This is a genomic window from Campylobacter sp. CFSAN093227, assembly GCF_012897855.1.
Lineage (GTDB): Bacteria > Campylobacterota > Campylobacteria > Campylobacterales > Campylobacteraceae > Campylobacter_D > Campylobacter_D jejuni.
The window spans coordinates 519,508-535,334 of the sequence record NZ_CP040610.1; the positions used below are offsets into that span (position 1 = coordinate 519,508).

Here is a 15,827-nt window from a genome sequence, read left to right on the forward strand (position 1 = left end):
GAAAGATCTACTTTCAAAATGATTAAGCTTTTTTGATGATTATTTCATCATCTTTTGCATCAATGATAATGCTATCATTTTCATGAAGTTCATCAGCAAGTATCATATCGCTTAATTTATCTTCTATAAGATCATAAATAGCTCTTCTTAAAGGTCTAGCACCAAAATCAGGGTCAAAACCATCTTTAGCGATTAAAAGGGCTGCATTTTCGCTTAAACTTGCTTTTATTCCCTTGTTTTCTAAGCTCATTTGTAAATCTTTAAATAAAAGCTTGACTATTTCATAAGCTTCATCTTTTCCAAGTGGATTAAAGGTGATAATATCATCTAAACGGTTTAAAAACTCAGGTTTAAAGAAATTTTTTAACTCATTTTTTACCGCATCTTCTTGTTCTTTTCCACTTAAATTCATAATGGCACTTGAGGCGATATTAGAAGTTAGAATGATAATGGTATTTTTAAAATCCACTGTTACACCTTTGCTATCGGTTGCTCTACCATCATCTAAAATCCCTAAAAGCACATTAAATACATCTTTATGTGCTTTTTCAACTTCATCAAACAAAAGCACGCTATAAGGTTTTCTTCGTACGGCTTCAGTAAGCTCTCCACCTTCTTCATGTCCTATATATCCTGGAGGCGCACCTAAGAGTCTTGAAACACTATGTTTTTCCATAAATTCACTCATATCAAAGCGAATCATTGCTTTTTCATCATCAAATAAAAATTTTGCCAAAGCTTTAGCCGATTGTGTTTTTCCTACCCCTGTTGGCCCTAAAAATAAAAAGCTTCCTATAGGTTTATTGTCCGCATTAAGCCCTGCTTTGTTACGTTTAATGGCTCTAGCTAAAGCACTTAAGGCCTTATCTTGTCCTATGACACTTTCTTTTAAATGTTTTTCCACTTCTAAGAATTTTTGTTTTTCAGAAGTTAACATTTTTTGCACGCTAATACCCGTCCATTTGCTTAAAATTCCAGCAACCAAATCCTCATCCACTTGATTTTTAAGTAAAACTCCATTTTCACTCATTTTTTTCCATTTATCTTCTAAAATTTCTACTTCTTTTTCAAGACTTGGAATTTTTCCATACTCTAGCTCGGCTGCTTTTTGAAATTCACCTCTAGCTTTAGCCAAAGAAGCTTCATTTTTAAGCAGATCAATTTCTTTTTTCTTAGCACTTATGCCATCAAAAACACTTTTTTCATTTTCAAACTGTGAATTTAGGGCATTTTGTTTTTCTTTTAAATTAGCTAGTTCTTTTGCGATTTCATCGAGTCTTTTTTGATTTTTTTCATCATTTTCCATTTTTAAAGCTTCATTTTCAACTTCTAAAGTTTCTATATCTTTGCGTACTTTTCTTAAAGAACTTGGTTCGCTTTCAATTTGCATTTTCAGTTCAGCTGCAGCTTCATCGATTAAATCAATGGCCTTATCAGGTAAAAAACGATCCGCTATATAACGCTTTGAAAGTTTAGCTGCAGCTACTAAAGCGCTATCATTTATAGTTACATTATGATGAATTTCAAGCTTTTCTTTTATACCCCTTAACATAGCCAAAGCCTCATTAACACTTGGCTCACCTACATTTACAGGTTGAAAACGGCGTTGCAAGGCTGCATCTTTTTCAAAATATTTACGATATTCTTTTAAAGTAGTTGCGCCTATGGTATGGAGTTCACCTCTTGCAAGAGCGGGTTTTAAAATATTTGCCGCATCCATACTGCCTTCACTCGCTCCAGCTCCTACTATAGTGTGAATTTCATCGATAAAAAGAATGATATTTTCACTTTTTATCACTTCATTAACCACAGCTTTTAATCTATCTTCGAATTCTCCTCTGTATTTTGCACCTGCAATTAAAGCACTCATATCAAGAGCGATAACTTTTTTATTTTGCAAAGATTTTGGAACATCTTTTTTGATAATTCTTTGTGCTAAAGCTTCTACTATAGCTGTTTTTCCTACGCCTGGTTCACCTAAAAGTATAGGGTTATTTTTGGTTTTGCGTATTAAAATTTGCATCAAACGTTCGATTTCTTCTTCTCTGCCTATAACAGGATCAAGTTTACCCTCGCTTGCTTTTAAGGTTAAATCTATACCAAATTTATTTAAGCTGTCTAAGGTTTCATCGCTTGTTTTGCTATCGATTTTGCGTCCCGCTCTTAGACTTTCAAGCTCTTTTTGAAATTCTCTTAAATCTAAAAATTGCGTCAAAATTTCTTTAATAGGACTTTTTTGACTTTCACTTATAAGCCAAGTATCCACACTTAAATAACTATCTCCATTAGCACTCATTAATCCTTTAGCATTTTCTAATGAATTTATAAGTTCATTGGAAAAGCGTATATTTTCACGGTTTACATTTGAACTCGTTGCAAGTTTTGAAATTCTGCTTTTAATTTCAAGCTCTAAGGCTTCTTTAGAAATATTTAATTTATTTAAAATTTGATTTAAAATACTTGCATTATCTACGCTTAAAGCCCATAAAAGATGTAAAGGTACAACTTCATTATTTTTAGAATGTATAGCTAAAGATGCTGCACTTTCAAGATTTGAAAGCATATTATCAGTTAAAAAATCTTGTATATTTGCCATGTTTTATCCTTTATTTAGTTTATATACTTGCTATTATATAACTTTAGTCATATAATGTCAAGTTAATTGAGTAAAATTTTTTAAATAATAGGACAAATGACTAATTTTAGATTATTTCATAAACATATCTATAGCCTTGTTTAATTCTTCTATACTTTGAATATCATTTTCTTCTATAGCATGTACCATACAATGAGCTAAATGTTCTTTTAAAACTATTTTTGCAGTATTGTTAACTTCGGCTTTTACGGCAGCAAGCTGGATTAAAATTTCACTACAGTCTTTGTCATTTTCAACCATTCTTTTAATAGCGCTTAAATGCCCTATGGTTCTACTTAGACGATTGCAAACTGCTTTAAGATGTTTTTGAGAATGTGTATGAGTATGTTTTTCTTGGCACATTGTATTAACTTTCTTTTTGGAATTTTTAGTCTATTTTAACATATTTTTAAGAATTTAAATTTATTTACGAAGTTTTAAGCAATTTTTATTAAAATTTACTCTTTAAACTAATTAAACTAAAACTCAATGATGGAGCTTATTTTGAAAACAAAACGATTTTTTGCGGGTCTTGCAGGCTTTGCTACTACTTTCATTTTATGTCTATTTTTAACAAGTCATTTACAAGCTAAAGTTGATCAAAAAGAAGAGCAGGTTCAAAAACGCCTAGAAGCTTTAGATAAGCTTACAAAAACTCTTGCTATAGTAGAGCAATACTATGTGGATGATCAAAATATCAGCGATTTGGTGGATAAATCTTTATCAGGGCTTTTAAGCAATCTTGATGCGCATTCTTCTTTTTTAAATGAAAAAGATTTTAATGATATGAAAATTCAAACTAATGGTGAATTTGGCGGCCTTGGTATAACCGTAGGTATGAAAGATGGTGCTTTAACAGTTGTTTCTCCTATAGAAGGAACACCAGCAGATAAAGCAGGGATAAAATCAGGAGATATTATTTTAAAAATTAATGATGAGGCCACTTTAGGAATTAATCTCAATGATGCTGTAGATAAAATGCGTGGTAAGCCAAAAACTCAAATCACTTTAACCATTTTTAGAAAAGGTGCAACAAAACCTTTTGATGTTACACTTACAAGAGAAATTATTAAGATAGAAAGTGTTTATGCAAAAATGATAGAAAATGAAAACATTCTTTATCTTAGGGTTACAAATTTTGATAAAAATGTTGTAGATGTGGCAAGTAAAGAACTTAAAAAATATCCTAATGTTAAAGGAGTTATTTTAGATCTTAGAAATAATCCTGGTGGACTTTTAAATCAAGCCATAGGACTTGTAAATTTATTTGTAGATAAAGGTGTTATTGTTTCTCAAAAAGGACGCATCGCAAGTGAAAATCAAGAATATAAAGCCGATCCTAAAAACAAAATTTCTAATGCTTCTTTGGTTGTGCTTGTAAATGGTGGAAGTGCTAGTGCAAGTGAAATCGTAAGTGGAGCTTTACAAGATCTTAAACGCGGTGTTATTGTGGGTGAAAATACTTTTGGAAAAGGTAGTGTTCAGCAAATCATACCTATTAATAAAACTGAAGCTTTAAGGCTTACTATTGCAAGATATTATCTTCCAAGCGGGCGTACTATTCAAGCAGTGGGTGTAAAACCTGATATTGAAGTTTTTCCAGGTAAAGTAAATACTCAAGAAGATGGTTTTTCTATAAAAGAAAGCGACTTAAAACAACATTTAGAAAGTGAGCTTGAAAAAATAGATAAAAATAAAAAAGAAGATAAACAAGAAAATAAAGACAATAAAAATCTAATCAGTCAAAAACAAATCAATGATGACGCACAGTTAAAATCAGCTATTGATACTATTAAAATTTTAAATATCAAACAAGGACAATAAAATGACAAAAAAAGAAATGCTTTACGAAGGAAAAGGTAAAAAACTTTTCAAAACTGATGATGAAAATTTACTAATTAGTGAGTTTAAAGATGATTTAACTGCTTTTAATGCAGAAAAAAGAGGCAATGAAAGTGGAAAAGGCGCATTAAACTGTAAAATCAGTACTGAAATTTTTCATTTGCTCGAAAAAAATGGGATTAAAACCCATTTGGTAGAAACTATAAGCGATACAGAACAAGTGGTTAAAAAATGTAAAATTGTTCCTATTGAAGTTATAGTACGCAATGTTGCAACAGGTTCTCTTACAAAAAGACTGGGCATTAAAGATGGCACTGTGCTACCTTTTGCTTTGGTGGAATTTTGTCTTAAAGATGATGCCTTAGGCGATCCTTTTATCAATGATGAGCATTGTTTGATTTTAAATTTAGTGCAAAATGAAGCTCAAATTAGTGAAATTAAAAATATGGCTAGAAAGATTAACTCTATTTTAACTCCATTTTTTGACAATAAAAATTTAAGGCTGATTGACTTTAAAATCGAACTGGGTTTAACTAAAGATAATGAACTTGTTTTAGCCGATGAAATAAGCCCTGATAGTTGTAGATTTTGGGATAAATTTAGTAATGAAAAATTAGACAAAGATAGATTTCGTCAAGATCTAGGTAATGTAAAAATGGCTTATGAAGAAGTTTTAAAAAGAATATTAAATTAAGGAAAAATATGGAAGTTATTGTAAATATTTCTTTAAAAAATGGGGTTTTAGATCCACAAGGCAAAGCGGTGGAAAAAGCTTTGCATTCTTTAAATTTTAATAGTGTTAAAGAAGTAAAAATAGCAAAACAAATCAAAATTTCTCTTGATGAGAAAGATGAAAAATTAGCCAAAGAACAAGTAAAAAAAATGTGTGAAGAGTTGTTGGTAAATAGCGTCATTGAAGATTATGAGCTTATAATTGAGAAAGAGTAAAATGAAAGTTGCTATTATTAGATTTCTAGGGACAAATTGTGAATTTGATACAGCTTATGCCTTTGAAAAACTTGGAGTAAAAACGCAGATTATTTGGCATGAAGAAAAAGAATTTGATACAGATTTAGTTGTTTTGCCAGGCGGATTTTCTTATGGAGATTATCTAAGATGTGCAGCTATTGCAAAACTTGCTCCTGCTATGCAAGGTGTTTTTAATCATGCAAAAAAGGGAGGATATATCTTAGGTATTTGTAATGGTTTTCAAATTTTACTTGAAAGCGGTCTTTTAAAAGGTGCAATGAAGCATAACAACAATCTTAGCTTTATCTCAAAAAACCAAAGTTTAAGAGTGGTTTCTAATGATAATGCCTTTTTGAAAAATTTCAAAAAAGATGAAATTATTAGTTTACCAATTGCCCATGGAGAGGGAAATTATTACGCTGATGAGACTACTTTAAAAGAATTGCAAGATAAAGATCTTATTATTCTAAAATACGAGCCAAATCCAAATGGTTCTGTATTTGATATCGCAGGAATTTGTGATGAAAACAAAAAAATCTTTGGACTTATGCCCCATCCTGAGCGTGCTTGTGAAAAAGTTCTAGGTAATGATGTAGGTTTAAAAATGCTTAAAGGCTTTTTATCTTGAAAATTTTATTAACTTTAATTTTTAGTGTTGTTGTATTGTTTGGCAGGGGTGAAATTTCTGTATTTAGCGGCCAAGATGAAAATATGCAAAAAGAATTACAAAAATTACCCCAAGAAGAACAAAAAATTTATCAAAATATTCCGCCAAGTGATGAAAACAATGACTTTGAAAGCAATGTAGATGATCCTTTTGTAGCTAAAGGGAGTTTGGTTCTTACAAATAATGAATATCCAAGTAGGGTATATGTTGGAGAAGTTTTTCCTATTACGATCTATGCTCGCACTACGGAAAATACAAAATTTGATTTTAACATAAGCGTAGAAAAAACTAACTTATCTTTTTTAAATCCAGATGCAAAATGGGAATTTATCAATAACGAATATAAAACAACTTTATGGTTTGAAGCCAAAAATTCAAATGCTAGTTTGAGTAAAATTTCTATCAAACTTCTTAGAAATAATGAAGCTTTTCAAGAGGCTGATATCAATCTTAATCCTATCAAATTTGAAAATACTTTATCCAATAAAGATTTTTCACACCTTGTGGCAAGTTCTTTGGAAATTAAAAAAGTTAAAGCGAGTTATTTTGATGATGCTAATATCATTATGATGGTAGAACTAAACGCAACCAATACAAATCTTAAAAGCTTTTTTATAGAAGGAATTCAAAAGCAAGGTATTGAAAATTTAAAAGGGGATTTTAATGCTTCTAGTGCTTTTTATTATGCTATTTTGCCATTAAGTAAAACAAATTTTGAATTTTCGTATTTCAATAAGGACAGTAAAAAGCTTGAAAATATAAATTTAAAACTAAAAATTAGTGACGATGAGATCAGCACTCAGAGTGATTTAAATCCTGTAAATAAAGACTTAAATATTTATAAACAATATACCTTATGGTTTTTAGCGGTTTTATTTGGAGCTTTATTTGTATGGAGAAAAAATTACATTATTCTGGCTTTGGCAGTTGTTTGTTTTGCACTTAGTTTTCTTGTAGATACCAATACTCAAAATGCAATTATCAAGGCTGGTTCTAGGGCTAAAATTTTACCTACAGAGCCTTCAACTTATTTTTATACGGCAAATGCAGATGAAAAAGTAGAAGTTTTGGGCAAAAGACAAAATTATATTAAAGTATTGTTTTCTGATGGAAAAATAGGTTGGGTTAATAAAGATGATTTACAAAAAAATTAAAGCTCTTTATTTTTGGATTTTTTTTGTTTTAAGTGTTGCTTTGGTGATTTTTTGTTTTTGCTTTACAAAATCTCAAAACACACTTTGGAAAATCCGCAAAATTTGGGCTAAATTTCAAAGATATACTATCTCTTATAAACAAGAAATTATTGGCACTTTTAATCCGCAAGCTCAGATGATTTTAATGAATCATCAAAGTGCTTTAGATATCATCGCTTTAGAAGAATTATATCCTAAAAATTTATGCTGGATTGCCAAAAAAGAATTAGGAGAAATTCCTATTTTCAAAGTTGCTATGAAAAAACCAAAACTTCTTTGTATAGATAGAAAAAATCCGCGTGATTTGGTACGAGTTTTAAAAGAAGCAAAAGAAAGAATTAGCGAAGATAGGGTTTTGGCTATTTTTCCAGAAGGAACTAGATCTAAAAATGAAAAAATGCTTAAATTTCAAAGTGGAGCAAAAATTTTAAGTGAAAAATTAAATCTTAAAGTTCAACCCATTTTAATTGTGGATTCTGCAAAAATTTTAGACACAAAAAGTTTTAGTGCAAGCAGCGGAGTGCTTAAAATCATTTGTATGGATTTAGTCGATACAAATGATGACAAATGGCTTGAAAACACTAGAAAAAAAATGCAAGAATTACTCGATCAAGAAAGAGCTAAGCTTTGCTAAATACCCTTTTAGTTGTTGGTTTTGGGGGATTTATAGGAGCAATCTTAAGAATGTTTTCTATTAATTTAGTGAATAAATTTTTTCCTTATTCTATCAGCCTTGGAACTCTTTTTGTTAATGTTTTGGGTTCTTTTATCATAGGACTTTTGTTTTCTTATGTACAAAATAAAGGTTTATCTCCTTTACTTAAAAGCTTTATAAGTACAGGTTTTTTAGGAGCTTTTACAACTTTTTCTACTTTTTCTTATCAAAATTTACTTCTTTTGCAAAGTGGAAATTATCTTCATTTTGCGTTAAATATTATCTTAAATGTCTTTCTTTGCTTATTTGCCGCATGGCTTGGTTTTATAATTTTCAAATAAATCTTTAAATTTACTTTAGAATTTGTATTTTTTGCTAAAATACCACTTTAAAAAATTACAAAGGAAGTTAAAATGCAATTTCAAACCGAAGTCAATCAGCTTTTACAGCTTATGATACATTCTTTATATTCTAATAAAGAAATTTTTTTAAGAGAACTTATTTCAAATGCAAGCGATGCTTTAGATAAGCTTAATTTTTTAAGCGTAAGTGATGATAAATATAAAAGCTTAAAATTTGAACCTAAAATTGAAATCAAAATTGATAAAGATAAAAAAACTTTAAGTATTAGTGATAATGGTATAGGTATGGATAAAGATGATCTTATCAACAACCTTGGAACCATAGCAAAAAGTGGCACTAAAAGCTTTTTAGAAAATTTGAGCGGTGATGCTAAAAAAGATTCTCAACTCATAGGACAATTTGGAGTAGGTTTTTATTCTGCTTTTATGGTGGCTAGCAAAATCGAAGTTTTAAGTAAAAAAGCTTTAGATGATAAAGCTTATCTTTGGAGTTCCGATGCAAATGGTTATGAGATTAATGACGCAAGCAAAGAAGAACAAGGAACAAGCATTACTTTATATTTAAAAGATGATGAGTTTGCTAATACTTATAAAATCGAAAGCATTATAGAAAAATATTCTAATCATATTCAATTTCCAATTTTCATGGAAAAAGAAGAATTTACTCCTGCTAAAGAGGGCGAAGAAGAAGGAAAAACTGAACTTAAAATTTCTCAAATCAATAAAGCCAATGCTTTATGGAGAATGCAAAAATCAAGCCTTAAAGCAGAAGATTATGAAAGATTTTATGAGCAAAATTTTCATGATTCAAACAAACCTTTACTTTATCTTCACACTAAAAGCGAAGGAAAATTAGAATACAATTCCTTATTTTTCATACCACAAAATGCACCTTTTGATTTGTTCCGTGTGGATTATCAAAGCGGCTTAAAACTTTATGTAAAACGTGTATTTATCAGCGATGATGATAAAGAACTTTTACCAACTTATTTGCGTTTTGTGCGTGGGATTATCGATGTAGAAGATTTACCACTTAATGTAAGCCGTGAAATTTTACAAGAAAATCAAATTTTAAAAGGTGTTAAAGAAGCTAGCGTTAAAAAGATTTTAGGTGAACTTGAAAAACTTAAAAACAATGATAAAGAAAAATACTTATCTTTCTTTAAAACCTTTGGTAAGGTATTAAAAGAAGGACTTTATGGTTTTGGCGGAGAAAAAGACAGTCTTTTAAAACTCATGCTTTATAAAAGCACCAAAGGTGAAAATTTACGCTCTTTAGAAGAGTATAAAAATGACCTTCAAGGCGAGCAAAAGGAAATTTTTTATATAGCAGGAAATAATGAAAGTTTATTAAGAACCTCTCCTTTACTTGAAGAATATAAGCAAAAAAATATAGAAGTTTTACTCATGGATGATGAGATTGATTCTTTAGTAACTCCTATGCTAGAATTTGAAGGTTTGAAATTTGTAGCCATTAATCAAGTAGAAGATAAAAATGAACTAAGCGATGAAGAAAAAAATACTTTTGCTCCACTTGTAGCTAAATTTAAAGAACTTCTAAAAGATCAAGTTGAAGATGTAAGACTAACCAGTCGCTTGAAAGATAGCCCAAGTTGTGTAGTTTACGATAAAAATAAACCTGATTTTGCTATGCAACAACTCTTAAAACAAATGGGTCAAGAACAAAATTTCAAACCTATTTTAGAAATCAATCCAAAGCACGCTATTTTTACAGGTCTTAAAAACAACGAAAGTTTTAGTGCAGATATAGCAACCCTAGTTTTAAATATGGCAAAACTAAGCGAAGGTATGGGAGTGGATAATCCTGCTGAATTTAATGCAAGCCTTGCAAAAATTATCAATAAGGCTTTTTCATGATAGAAAATATCCCTGCAAGTCTTTGGACAAAGCAAGATTTAAACGCTTATCAAATTTTTGATGTGCGTACTCCTTTAGAATGGGAAGAAGGTATTTTACCTAATGCGCAATGTGTGGCTTTATATGATAATCAAGGGCTTTTAAATGCTAAATTTTTAGATGAATTTCAAAGCAAAAGAGATGAAAGTAAAAAACTTGCTTTTATTTGTCGTAGTGGCCATAGAAGCATGGTTGCAGCTGAATTTATAGCTGAAAAATTGGGACTTGAAAGCATCAATTTAGATGGCGGAATGCTAGCCCTTAAGAGTTATTAATGCTAGGAATTTATTTACTCATAGCAGCTTTGTCTTTTTTAGCTCTTTATTTTGCTGTTAAAAAGCTTACTTTAAATATAGACGAGCAAACCCTTTTAGAGCCTATTAAAATGGATATTTATCCGAAATTTTGCGATTTAATCGATGAAAAAATCAGAGAATTTAAAGAAAATGTCCAAAATACTAATTTAGCATTAAAAAATTCTGATCAAAAAGATGAATTTTTAGAAAAACTTGGGGATTTAAGCAGAGAGTTGACTTTCATACAAACCATGAATTTAAGCAATAAAAACGATAGTATCTGGCAAAATGAACTTTTTTCTTTTTTAAAGGAATTAGAAAATTTATTGCTTGAGTATCTAGAAAAAGGCGAAGAAGAAGCCGAAAATTTAAGAGAATTTCTGATGAATGAATTTGAAAAACTAAAAGGTTAGGCATTGCAAGAGGAAAGAAATTCTTTAAAATATTTTAAATTTATTTCATGGAGTATTTTTACTTTAGTTCTGATTTTTATTTTAATTCGTTATGACGAGCTTGCCAATCTTTTAGCAGGAGTGGCAATACTTCTTATTGGAATGACTAATTTAGGTATAGGTTTTAAAGCTTTTAGTGGTGGTTTGCTTGAAAAAATTTTAGCGAAGTCAACCGATACAAAGATAAAAAGTATACTTTTTGGTACTTTAAGTACTTTAATTATGCAATCTTCAACTTTAGTTTCTATTATTACGATTTCTTTTTTGAGTGCAGGGCTTATTTCTTTGGGTGCGGGCATAGGGATTATTTTTGGAGCAAATTTAGGAAATACGGCAAGCTCTTGGCTGATTGTTGGTTTGACAAATATTAAAATTTCAATGCTAGCTATCCCACTTTTGATTATTGGAGTATTATTTTTCTTTCAAAAAGATAGTGTTTTAAAAGGTTTGGGTAATATTTTTATTGGTATAGGATTTTTCTTTTTGGGTGTGGATTATATTAAAAGTGGTTTTGAAAATTTTAAACATATAATTGATCTTTCTCGTTTTGATTTTGCTGGTTTTAAAGGAGTTTTTGTTTTTTTAGGATTAGGTGCTTTGCTTACAGGAGTTATACAATCAAGCACAGCTACAATGGCTATTATTGTCGCTGCTTTACTTGCAGGACAAATCAGTTTGGAAAATTCCTTAGCAGCAACTTTAGGTACTAGTGTTGGAGGAGTTGTAACGGCTGTTTTAGCTTCTTTAAGTACCAATATTGAAGGAAAGAAATTAGCGTTTGCAAGTTGTATTTTTAATTTTGGTATAGCTTTTTTAATAGTGCTTATTTTTCCTTATTTTATACATTTTCTTAATTTTTTATCCATTGTATTAAACATAGAAGATATAGCTTTGAAAGTAGCATTATTTCACACTTTGTTTAACTTAATTGGTGTTGTGCTTTTTTCATTCTTTACTCCTCAAATTGTTCTTTTTTTAAATAAGATAGTAAAAGCTCCTAAAGATAAGAATAAAGACAAGCCTTTATATCTTGATAGTAGTTTGGTTAAGTTTAGTGACACAGCCATCGAAGCTTTAAGGAAAGAAAGCGAGCATCTTTATAACAATACCTATGCAATTGTTGCTCATGCTATAGGTTTTAGTCGTAAAGATATACAAAGTGATAAAAGTTTTAAAGAAATTTTAGAAAATAAAAAGTGGTTTAGTAAAAATGTGGATTTGGACTATTTGTATCAAACTAGGATAAAGGTTCTTTTTGAAGCTATTATCGATTTTTCAACTAAAGCACAAGTTTATATTAACGATGAAACAAAGAATCATAAAATTTTTACCTTTAAGATGGCAGCTAAAAATTTAGCCGAAACAACTAAAAATTTAAAAATTATCCAAGCAAATATTAAGAAATATTCTAGTTCTTCTAATGAATTTTTGGCTTTAGAGTACAATAAAATTAGATCGAATTTAGGAGAGCTTTTAAGAAGTATCGAAGAGCTTAGAGTTGTTGAAGATCGTGAAAAGCTTTATTTGATTATTAAAAATCTTCAAAAAGGAAAAGAAATTTTAAAAGAAATCGATACTTTAACCTTGAGCAATGTTGAACATCTTATTTCAGTAAGAAAAATCACAACAGCTGAAGGAATTTCAATACTTAATGATACAACTTTTGCTGCTAAGATTGCTGAAGAACTTATAGGTGCTGTTGAGGTGATATTTTCTAAAGATATATCAAACTAGTTGTTTGTGCTAGTTTAGTTATTGTCTTGTATAGGCGTTAGAAATTCTTCATTGATTAAAATATCAACAACATCTTTAAACATAGGCAAAGCACTTTGTGCAGCATAATAACTATAAGGTTTAGTAGGATGTCTTACGAGAACTCCTATGGTATAGGCGTGATTTAAATCATTTGCAAAACCAAAAAAGGATGCATTGTAGCGATTTGAGGTGTAACCTTGTCTTTCGGCTATTCTTGCCGTTCCTGTTTTACCTCCTGCAATAATACCTTGTGTAATTGCCTTTTTTCCTGTTCCTTTTTCTATAACATTTATAAGAACATTTTGCATCGTTTTAGCGGCTTCGCTAGAAAGAATTTTTTCTTTTTTTACATCATCATCAAGATTTGTAAAGCGTCCATTTTGATAGAATTTTTCAGCTAAACGTGGTGTGATATAAAACCCATCATTGTTGAAAACATTATAAGCTGCAAGGAGTTGTATAAAGGTTGTTTTAAGTCCATAACCATAACTTAAAACAGATTTTTCTATATCTCTTAAGCGCTTAGGATTTGGAATTTCTCCTTTTTGTTCATAGGGTAGATCAATACCACTTTTTTCGCCAAATTTAAATATTTTAAGCCCTGATACGATTTCTATATTGTTAAGTCTTTTAGCAATTTGTATCATGCCTATATTTGAAGAATATCTTATAACTTCCTCCATAGTCATTTTGTCCATTTTGTGATCGTCTTTGATGGTGAAACGTCCTAGCTTGTAAGAACCGCCATAAGTATTAATCACTTCATCCATTTTTATTTTACCAAGTCTTAAGGCTGTTGTAAAGATAAAAGGTTTGATAACAGAACCTGCTTCATAGCCGTATTCTATAGCGCTTGCATTAAGAACTGATAGATCCTTTCCGCGATTTTGTGGGTCATAACGCCTTGAGCTTGCTAGAGCTAAAATTCTTCCTGTTTTACTTTCCATTACCCCAACGATGATTTCATTGGCTTTTAAATCCTCATTTCTTTGATCTATAGCTTTCTCTATACTTTTTTGCAGTTTTAAAGAAAGATTTAAATATAAATCACAACCATTGATCTTTTTTTGTTGTAGTGAATTTAGATTTAAAATAATATTTCCACCTATATCTTTAAGTCCTTGAATTTTTTCATTTTGAACAGGGCTTAGACATGCATCGTAGTATTTTTCTAAACCTTTAACTCCTATATTTTTTAAAATTCCACTTTCTGGATCTAATATCATTTTAGTATAACCGATAATAGGAGTAAAAGAATCTTTTGACATGTAAATTCTATCTTCTTCATGTTCGATGATATTTAATCCTCTTGTTTCAACTCTTCCTGAGTTATTTGTAAAAGCTTTGAAAAAACCTTGTATATAAAGTTTTTTAGCAAGATCTTTAAGGTAGCTTGCTTGCTTGGAGTCTAAGTTTTGTAAAAGAACAAAATTATAAGAGCGTTTTTTTTGATTTTGCATTCTTTTTTTAATATCTGCTACTTGATCGTTACTTATCCCACTATAAATTTGAAAAAGCTTTAAAAATAGATCAAATTTATCTTTGTTAATGCTTCTAAGATCAATTTCAGCACGATAAATTTGTTTAGAACTTGTGATAGTAAAATTATCTTTGGTTATAATCGATCCTCTTAGAGCAAGAGCGTATTGATCTTTTTCAGTGTTAGGTATATGACGTTTTGATGTAAGAAAAAAAGTAGAGCTGATAAAAATAATCATAAACAAAAGTGCCATGCAGTAGGCAAAGGCAACTTTTGAAACCCTATTTTTTTTATATTCTTGCATTAGGGTTTAAATTTGAGTTCTTGTGATTTCTTTATAAGCACTGATCGCTTTATTTCTTACTTCTAGCATAAATTTCATGCTGCTTTCAGCTTTAGTGATAGCTATAGCTGCTTGATGTAAATCTTTTACTTGTCCTGTGGCAATGTCTGTCATTGCAGCTTCTCCACTTTCTTGTGCTTTATTTAAATCATCGATTTCATTTTTAAGCATCTTGGCAAATTCATCACCAATTCCTGTGGAATTTTGACTTTTGTTGGTATTTGAAATATTATTATTTAATCTTAAATCATTAATATTGTTCATTTTTTATTATCCTCTTAATAAATCAATCGCACTTTGAGCTATAGTTTTTGCACTTGTAAAAGCACTTACATTGGCTTGATAAGCTCTTGTAGCTTCAATCAAATCTGCCATTTCAATAACAGGGTTTACATTTGGATACGCTACATAACCTTCAGCATTTGCATCAGGATGGCTTGGATCATACTTCATACGAAAATCTTTGTCATCTCTGACCACTTTATCCACTACAACACTTTGAATAGCAGGTTTAGCTTCTTCTGGCGAACTTGGATCATTTAAAGGATTTTCATATTTTAAAAAATTATTATCTTTGTTAATTCGCTCATTTAAAAGCTTATCAAAATCTGTTGCTTTAAAGATCACTTCGCGTCTTCTATAAGGCCCACCTTCAGCTGTTCTTGTAGTGTTTGCATTAGCTATATTAGAGCTAATAACATTCATTCTAAAACGTTGAGCACTTAAACCATAACCACTAATATCAAAATCACTTAAGTATGCCATAATTTACCTTTAACTTAATTTAGAGCTTGCATCAAGTATAGAACTAAAGATATTGCTTTGTCTTCTTAAAACTCCATCAAGAGCTGTTATCATAACTGTATTTTTACTCATTTCTGTAGTTTCTACATCTAGATCAACAGTATTTGCATCATTTCTTGCCAAATGACCATCTCTTAGGTAAATAGTAGATTTACTAGGATCAGGAAATTTCCAAGGTTTTTGATGCCCTTCTTCGGTTACTGCCAATTCTAATTCTTTTTTGTCATTTTTTTTGAAAATTTCATTTGCACGATTTACCAAAGCTGTTTCAAATTCAATATCTCTTGCTTTATAAAAAGGAGTATCAACATTTGCAAGATTGGCATTGATGAGTTGATTTCTTAGATTTCTACCCGCTAAAGCACCAGTGACTAGTTCTTTTGATTTAAATGGGTTAATCATTTTTTATCCTTTTTATAATTTTTAATATTAACAAGCAAATACTGTTCCAATTTAA

Annotated in this window: 16 protein-coding genes and 1 pseudogene; 11 read left to right on the plus strand and 6 right to left on the minus strand. The window is 30.1% G+C overall.

Annotated features, from left to right (window positions below):
• Positions 1-22: 22 nt before the first annotated feature.
• Both FBF06_RS02850 and FBF06_RS02855 read right to left on the minus strand, forming a co-directional pair.
• A complete protein-coding gene (locus FBF06_RS02850) occupies positions 23-2,596 on the minus strand; it encodes an AAA family ATPase (RefSeq protein WP_052795867.1) in 2,574 nt (857 codons plus the stop codon).
• 111 nt (positions 2,597-2,707) lie between these two features.
• A complete protein-coding gene (locus FBF06_RS02855) occupies positions 2,708-2,998 on the minus strand; it encodes a metal-sensing transcriptional repressor (protein ID WP_002884545.1) in 291 nt (96 codons plus the stop codon).
• Positions 2,999-3,124: 126 nt separating this feature from the next.
• On the opposite strand from FBF06_RS02855, the gene FBF06_RS02860 reads away from it, so the two are divergent.
• The 11 genes and pseudogenes from FBF06_RS02860 (at position 3,125) to FBF06_RS02910 (ending at position 12,722) form a co-directional block, all read left to right on the plus strand.
• Entirely contained in the window at positions 3,125-4,459 is a 1,335-nt protein-coding gene (locus FBF06_RS02860; protein ID WP_002856815.1) for a S41 family peptidase, read from the plus strand.
• A gap of 1 nt (position 4,460) precedes the next feature.
• On the plus strand, positions 4,461-5,171 hold the full coding sequence (purC, locus tag FBF06_RS02865) for a phosphoribosylaminoimidazolesuccinocarboxamide synthase (protein WP_002854922.1): 711 nt from the start codon (positions 4,461-4,463) through the stop codon (positions 5,169-5,171).
• Between the two features lie 8 nt (positions 5,172-5,179).
• Positions 5,180-5,425: a phosphoribosylformylglycinamidine synthase subunit PurS gene (gene purS, locus FBF06_RS02870; protein ID WP_002858611.1), complete on the plus strand. Its 246-nt coding sequence runs from the start codon at positions 5,180-5,182 to the stop codon at positions 5,423-5,425.
• A 1-nt stretch (position 5,426) separates the two neighbouring features.
• A pseudogene (purQ, locus tag FBF06_RS02875) lies at positions 5,427-6,099 on the plus strand (phosphoribosylformylglycinamidine synthase I).
• Positions 6,071-7,267: an SH3 domain-containing protein gene (locus FBF06_RS02880; protein WP_002887697.1), complete on the plus strand. Its 1,197-nt coding sequence runs from the start codon at positions 6,071-6,073 to the stop codon at positions 7,265-7,267. Before purQ ends, FBF06_RS02880 begins: the two are co-directional and overlap by 29 nt.
• On the plus strand, positions 7,248-7,940 hold the full coding sequence (locus FBF06_RS02885; protein WP_002867672.1) for a lysophospholipid acyltransferase family protein: 693 nt from the start codon (positions 7,248-7,250) through the stop codon (positions 7,938-7,940). The genes FBF06_RS02880 and FBF06_RS02885 overlap by 20 nt, the downstream gene beginning before the upstream one ends.
• Positions 7,934-8,302, plus strand: a complete 369-nt coding sequence (gene crcB / locus FBF06_RS02890) for a fluoride efflux transporter CrcB (RefSeq protein WP_044278065.1) — start codon at positions 7,934-7,936, stop codon at positions 8,300-8,302. Before FBF06_RS02885 ends, crcB begins: the two co-directional genes overlap by 7 nt.
• Positions 8,303-8,374: 72 nt before the next feature.
• Positions 8,375-10,201 (plus strand): molecular chaperone HtpG, encoded by a 1,827-nt coding sequence (htpG, locus tag FBF06_RS02895; RefSeq protein ID WP_168977531.1) that lies wholly within the window; start codon positions 8,375-8,377, stop codon positions 10,199-10,201.
• Positions 10,198-10,515: a rhodanese-like domain-containing protein gene (locus FBF06_RS02900; protein ID WP_002859921.1), complete on the plus strand. Its 318-nt coding sequence runs from the start codon at positions 10,198-10,200 to the stop codon at positions 10,513-10,515. Before htpG ends, FBF06_RS02900 begins: the two co-directional genes overlap by 4 nt.
• Positions 10,515-10,949 carry a hypothetical protein gene (locus tag FBF06_RS02905; RefSeq protein ID WP_002859922.1) on the plus strand — a complete coding sequence of 145 codons (435 nt, stop codon included), beginning with the start codon at positions 10,515-10,517 and terminating at the stop codon, positions 10,947-10,949. The genes FBF06_RS02900 and FBF06_RS02905 overlap by 1 nt, the downstream gene beginning before the upstream one ends.
• 3 nt (positions 10,950-10,952) lie before the next feature.
• Positions 10,953-12,722, plus strand: a complete 1,770-nt coding sequence (locus FBF06_RS02910; RefSeq protein WP_002867673.1) for a Na/Pi cotransporter family protein — start codon at positions 10,953-10,955, stop codon at positions 12,720-12,722.
• 14 nt (positions 12,723-12,736) lie between these two features.
• Here the strand turns inward: FBF06_RS02910 and FBF06_RS02915 are convergent, their stop codons facing one another.
• From FBF06_RS02915 to flgB, 4 genes are read right to left on the minus strand one after another with little or no spacing between them, the layout of a single operon-like run.
• The gene (locus tag FBF06_RS02915; RefSeq protein WP_002867674.1) at positions 12,737-14,527 is read right to left on the minus strand and encodes a penicillin-binding protein 2; all 1,791 of its coding nucleotides are present in this window, start codon (positions 14,525-14,527) and stop codon (positions 12,737-12,739) included.
• A gap of 6 nt (positions 14,528-14,533) precedes the next feature.
• Positions 14,534-14,830, minus strand: coding sequence for a flagellar hook-basal body complex protein FliE (gene fliE / locus FBF06_RS02920; protein ID WP_002856884.1), 297 nt, complete (start codon positions 14,828-14,830; stop codon positions 14,534-14,536).
• Between the two features lie 6 nt (positions 14,831-14,836).
• A complete protein-coding gene (gene flgC / locus FBF06_RS02925; RefSeq protein WP_002867675.1) occupies positions 14,837-15,331 on the minus strand; it encodes a flagellar basal body rod protein FlgC in 495 nt (164 codons plus the stop codon).
• Positions 15,332-15,340: 9 nt separating this feature from the next.
• Positions 15,341-15,772, minus strand: a complete 432-nt coding sequence (flgB, locus tag FBF06_RS02930) for a flagellar basal body rod protein FlgB (protein ID WP_002859066.1) — start codon at positions 15,770-15,772, stop codon at positions 15,341-15,343.
• Between the last annotated feature and the right edge of the window lie 55 nt (positions 15,773-15,827).